Genomic DNA, 5,580 nt, shown 5'->3' with positions numbered 1-5,580 from the left:
GGCTGCAGCTACCGCTGATTTTTTGTCATCAACGGGGGCATCAGTTTGTGGCTCTTCACTCACTGTTTGCTCAGCGTTATCTAATACTTGTGCTGCTTTTTTAGCTTTAGCTCGAGCAATGGCTGCAGCGACTGCTGATTTTTTATCATCAACGGGTGTAGTCTCGGCCGATTCATCTGTTTGCGATTTTTGCTCTTTATATTTACGCGCTTGTTCTTTACGTAGTGCGCGTTCTTTTGCTACTTCGCTGTTATCTGGCTCTAGTTCTTCGCCTTGTTGCTTTTTAGCTTTAGCGCGTGCAATAGCGGCAGCAACAGCTGATTTTTCATCGCCGTTATCTGATTTATTTTTAACGCGGGCTAGTGCCTCTGCTACTTTTTGTTTTTCGTCAGCAGACTTAGCAGCAGGTTTGCGTTTATGGCGGTTTTGGCGTTCTTCTTGCTCACGCTCTAAACGTTCTTTTCGGGCATCAAAACGCTCTTTTGCTCTGTCGGCTTTAATTTTGTCAGCTTGTTGTTCTTTAATTTCAACTTTGGCTATACGGTAGTACTGTACAAGAGGGATTTCGCTTGGGCACACGTATGCACAAGCACCACATTCAATACAATCAAATAAATTGTGCTCTTGTAGTTTGTCGTACTCTTTTGATTTAGCAAACCACTGCAATTGTTGTGGCAATAAAGAAGCAGGGCAGGCATCGGCACAGGCGCTACAACGTATACAGGCTTTTTCAGGGCCGGGTTCCGCTAGCTCTTTATGATCAGGCGCTAAAATACAGTTAGTGGTTTTAACTATGCCAATACGTACTGTGGGTAGTGTAAAGCCCATCATTGGGCCGCCCATCACAACACTTTGCTGCGGTACAGGAGAGAAACCTTGGCAATCAAGTAAATGCTTTATTTCAGTACCAAGCAGTGCCCATACATTTCCAGGTTTATGAATAGTGTTGCCTGTTACTGTAACTATACGTTCAATTAGCGGTTTACCTTCATAAACGGCTTGTTGTACGGCAAACAAAGTACCCGTGTTATGCACTAAAATACCAATATCGGCTGGAATACCAATGCTAGGAACTTCACGGTTAGTAAGTAATTTAATTAATTGCTTTTCACCGCCAGATGGATAAATAGTTGGCACCGTTTGAATAATAATTTTTGAGTTATGCTCAGCTGCTTGCTTCATTGCTGCAATAGCTTCAGGCTTGTTATCTTCTATACCCACAATGCACAGTGTTGGGTTTAAAAGTTGCTGCATTATTTCAATGCCTTGGATAACTTCTTTAGCGTGTTCGCGCATTAAAACGTCATCGGCAGTAATATAAGGTTCGCACTCAACTGCATTTACAATCAAAAATTCGATAGGTTGCTTGGTATCTGCTTTTACATATGTAGGAAAACCAGCACCACCCATACCGCTAATACCGGCTTGGTGAATAATATTTATAAGCTCGTCATGACTAAGCTCAGCAGGATTTTTATTTTTATTTAGAGCTACCCATTCGTCTTTGCCGTCTGGTTCAATAATAACACTTAGTTCAGGCAGGGCCGATGGATGTGCTGATGGCATAGGTGCAATATCAGTAACCACACCAGAGCTTGGCGCATGCACAGGTACCGACCAGTTAGCAGCAGGCTCTGTTAGTGGTTGGCCTTTTAATACGTGTTGGCCTTTTTCTACAAGTAACTTACCATTTGCGCCTATGTGCTGCTTAAGCGCAACAATGAGTTTGTCGGGCAAAGGTAGGCGAGTGATACTCGCACTATTAGAGAGTGATTTTTGTTGTGGTGGGTGTATGCCGCCAGGAAATGCCCACACGGTGCCTTTTTTTATTTGTTCAAGTAACTTGTCCACTCAAACCTCTAATCTATTTGTGTAACAGGAATAGCGTCTAGCTGCCATTTCCAGTTTTGTTTAGTTTCGGCTACAGGTAGCATATCAATGCAATCTACAGGGCAAGGCTCAACACATAAATCACAGCCAGTACATTCATCAATTAACACGGTATGCATTTGACGAGTTGCGCCCAAAATAGCGTCAACTGGGCAGGCTTGAATACATTTGGTACAGCCAATACATTCATCTTCGCGAATATAAGCCACTGTTTTTATAGGTTCTGCTTGCTCGCCACCGGCAAGTGGTTTTTCATCAACCCCCATTAAGCCGGCAAGCTTTTTCATGGTAGATTCGCCGCCTGGTGGGCATTTATTTATTTCATCGCCATTAGCTATGGCTTCGGCGTAAGGGCGACAACCCGGGTAGCCACATTGTCCGCATTGAGTTTGCGGTAAAATAGTATCAATTTGCTCAACAATAGGGTTACCTTCAACGCGAAAGCGAATTGCTGCAAACCCTAAAATAAGTCCAAAAATGAGTGCTAGCGAACCAATCGCTATCAAGGCATAAAACAAGGTCATATTAAAACTTCACTAATCCAGTAAAACCCATAAACGCCATCGACATTAAGCCTGCAGTGATCATTGCAATAGAGGCGCCTTTAAAAGGCGTAGGAACGTCAGCAGCTGCTAAACGCTCTCGTAGTGCTGCAAACAATACAAGCACTAAAGAAAAACCAACAGCAGCACCAAAACCATATACTGCAGATTGTAAAAACGAATGATCTTCTTTGATATTTAATAAAGCCACACCTAATACCGCACAGTTAGTGGTGATCAGCGGTAAAAATATGCCAAGTAAGCGATATAGGGTAGGGCTGGTTTTACGCACAACCATTTCGGTAAATTGCACTACAACGGCAATCACTAAAATAAAGCTCATGGTGCGTAAAAAAGCGATATCCAGAGGGATTAAAATATATTGATTAACTAAATAGCTAGTTACAGAGGCAAGGGTAAGCACAAACGTGGTTGCCAAAGACATACCGATCGCCGTATCAAGCTTACCTGATACGCCCATAAACGGACATAAGCCTAAAAATTGTACTAATACAAAGTTATTAACCAGAACGGTTCCAATCAATAACAAGACATATTCTGTCATGTGTGCCTCACGCTATTAAAGTCCTGCTTATTATCCTTTTTTCTGCCCCGATAAACAACATTTGCGAGTCGTTATCAGTTAAATAAACGCAAGGACAAACATATTGATCACAAGGCTGTAAAATTAATGTGATTTTGATGTAAGGAATTAGTCAAATAGCAGAAACAAAAAAAGAGCAATGTATGCTCTTTTTTGTATTAATTGAAAACTAATTAAATGTCTTTAGGTTTTTCTATGTAATAACCTTGAACGCCATCTAAACACAACGTTTCTATAATGTGTTTTTCTTCTTGGCTCTCAACACCTTCAGCAAATACGCTAACACCAATGCGGTGGGCTAAATCGACCATTAAGCGCATAAAGTACTGATTGTTTTTATCGTCTTCTAGGCCGCGAGTGTAACTTGCATCCATTTTAATAAAGTCAGGTTTTAAATCGCGGAAAAACTTAAATGAAGTTAAGCCAACACCAAAACGTTCAACTGTAACGCGTGCGCCAACACGGTGAACCATGTCGATAAAGCGCTTACTAGCCTTGATGTTTTGCTGTAAACCAAACTCGCTTACCTCAAATACTAGTTTAGATGCAATATGCGTATCTTTCAATAATCGGCGCTCTAGCCAAATTACAAACTGATCGTTGTGTGCACTAGAAGCTGTTACGTTTAAACCAAAAAACTTTTCAGATAAATTACGGCTTTTAACTTTTTCAAGAGAAGAGTCGATGATTAAGCGATCAATTTCTATTGCCATATCAAGTTTTTCGGCCATTGCTAAAAAAGAAGCGGTAGGCAGTACCTGATTGTCTTCTGTTTTAAATCGAACTTGTACTTCAGCGTAGGCTTTTATGCTTTTACCAAGCGGCATAATGTTTTGCATCACTAAATGCACACGCTTAGATTCAATAACTTCCTTAATAACCTTACGCCAGTTTTGATTACCAAACCCCGCACTTACGTTATTAACTAAATCGGTTTCGCGTTGTACGTGCCATGCATTAACTTGCTTTGACTGCGCCATGCTCATCGCGTTATCAACAACAGAAAGCAGTTCGCCTAACGGTTTACCTTTTTCGTAACCTACAATACCCGTATTAGCTACCGAGCTTAACTCTTGGTTTTGTTGGTATTGCGTGAAGCGCGATTGCAGGTTTTCACCAAAGCGCTCAGCTTCTTTTAAAGGAATGTGGGGTAGTACTACCGCAAAATCAGAGCTGTTTAATCTAAATACTTGGCTACCCGTGTAAGTGCCGCTTATGTGCTTAATAATATCAGCAACGCCTTTAACGTACTCGTCACCTTTTTGATAACCACGGCTTTGGTTTATAGCTTGTAGTTCGCTACAACGAACCATAGCTAAAGAGCCAAATGTACTTTGCTCAGTGTTTTCAATATTTTTTTCGTAATACTCAACAAACATATTACGATTACCAAGCGAGGTAATTACATCTTTGTACGCTTCATGCTTGATAGTCATAGCAGCGCTTTGAATGTCTTCGTTTTTGTTTTTTAAAAAATGTGATAACCGATTAAAACTAGGTACTAAATCTTTTCCCATTTTTTTCAATCGAGTGCCATCTAATGCTGCTTCTAAATCATTATCAAGTTGGTTTTGATTGATATAAATATCGATAATGTCAGCAACTGTTGTACTTATATTTTTATTTAAATGGTAAAAAATAGATTTCATTAGAATTATTGGAATAATAACTAAAATGGCAGAAATCAAAATAACAATAAAAAGGGAAGTTTGTAGCTGCGACGCTAAATGCTCAATGTTAAGTACAAATTCAACTTTTATATCTGCGGCATCGTTTACAGCAAACTGTGGGCGTACAGAGTTAAAGTTAGAGAGTACAAAATCAGCAAACATTGGTAATTGAGTAGGGGGGTTAATGCTAAATACTTCAGCACCTTGGTAATCTCTTAGAGTAAAGCTTGAAAACGTATTACCATCTGCAATTGATTGTTTTAAATTTTGAGCAGAAATATCGTCTAAAGAAAGGTCATTAATATACTTAGTAACAGTTGTTTGTGCATTTTTTTGTGCATCACTTACCGCAGTATCAAAGCTTATAGATATGAAGTAGCTTCCTGCTGCAACACACAATAACCAAGAGGTAATTTGTATAAAAATAAGTTTTTTAAATCCAGCCATGTTTTCAGTCTTTTAATGATCAAAAGGGAAGGAATCAAGTCCTTGATTAATAAACTAAGTACAGCGCATTAAAGAATTAAACTAATGCTTTAGTTATATAAGGAAGAGTAGTGGAAATAGCTTGAAATGTCTATGAAATTCTTAGAATTGGCTCCCCCTCCCCGACTCGAACGGGGGACCTGCGGATTAACAGTCCGTCGCTCTAACCAACTGAGCTAAGGGGGAACTAAAGTACTGATATTATGATGATTTGGCTCCCCCTCCCCGACTCGAACGGGGGACCTGCGGATTAACAGTCCGTCGCTCTAACCAACTGAGCTAAGGGGGAACTATATCATAAACATAAACTTGGCTCCCCCTCCCCGACTCGAACGGGGGACCTGCGGATTAACAGTCCGTCGCTCTAACCAACTGAGCTAAGGGGGAA

Annotated in this window: 4 protein-coding genes and 3 tRNA genes; all 7 read right to left on the bottom strand. The window is 40.3% G+C overall.

Annotated elements, in window-relative coordinates:
* The coding region (gene rsxC, locus L655_RS0100390; protein ID WP_024603717.1) for an electron transport complex subunit RsxC at positions 1–1,851 on the bottom strand (1,851 nt) is incomplete at its 3' end.
* An 8-nt stretch (positions 1,852–1,859) separates the two neighbouring features.
* Complete coding sequence (gene rsxB, locus L655_RS0100385) at positions 1,860–2,414, bottom strand: electron transport complex subunit RsxB (protein WP_007585357.1); 555 nt, start codon at positions 2,412–2,414, stop codon at positions 1,860–1,862.
* Between the two features lies 1 nt (position 2,415).
* Positions 2,416–2,997, bottom strand: a complete 582-nt coding sequence (gene rsxA / locus L655_RS0100380; protein ID WP_008172491.1) for an electron transport complex subunit RsxA — start codon at positions 2,995–2,997, stop codon at positions 2,416–2,418.
* Positions 2,998–3,209: 212 nt separating this feature from the next.
* Positions 3,210–5,153, bottom strand: coding sequence for a GGDEF domain-containing protein (locus tag L655_RS0100375; protein WP_024603716.1), 1,944 nt, complete (start codon positions 5,151–5,153; stop codon positions 3,210–3,212).
* Positions 5,154–5,301: 148 nt separating this feature from the next.
* Positions 5,302–5,378: transfer RNA gene (locus L655_RS0100370), tRNA-Asn, on the bottom strand.
* Positions 5,379–5,404: 26 nt separating this feature from the next.
* Positions 5,405–5,481: transfer RNA gene (locus L655_RS0100365), tRNA-Asn, on the bottom strand.
* Positions 5,482–5,502: 21 nt separating this feature from the next.
* Positions 5,503–5,579: transfer RNA gene (locus tag L655_RS0100360), tRNA-Asn, on the bottom strand.
* Position 5,580: the final 1 nt, after the last annotated feature.

Source organism: Pseudoalteromonas sp. TAE79, from assembly GCF_000498015.1.
Classification (GTDB): Bacteria; Pseudomonadota; Gammaproteobacteria; order Enterobacterales; family Alteromonadaceae; genus Pseudoalteromonas.
The sequence above is the reverse complement of the archived record's forward strand: the minus strand, read 5'-3'. Positions and strand labels throughout refer to the sequence as shown.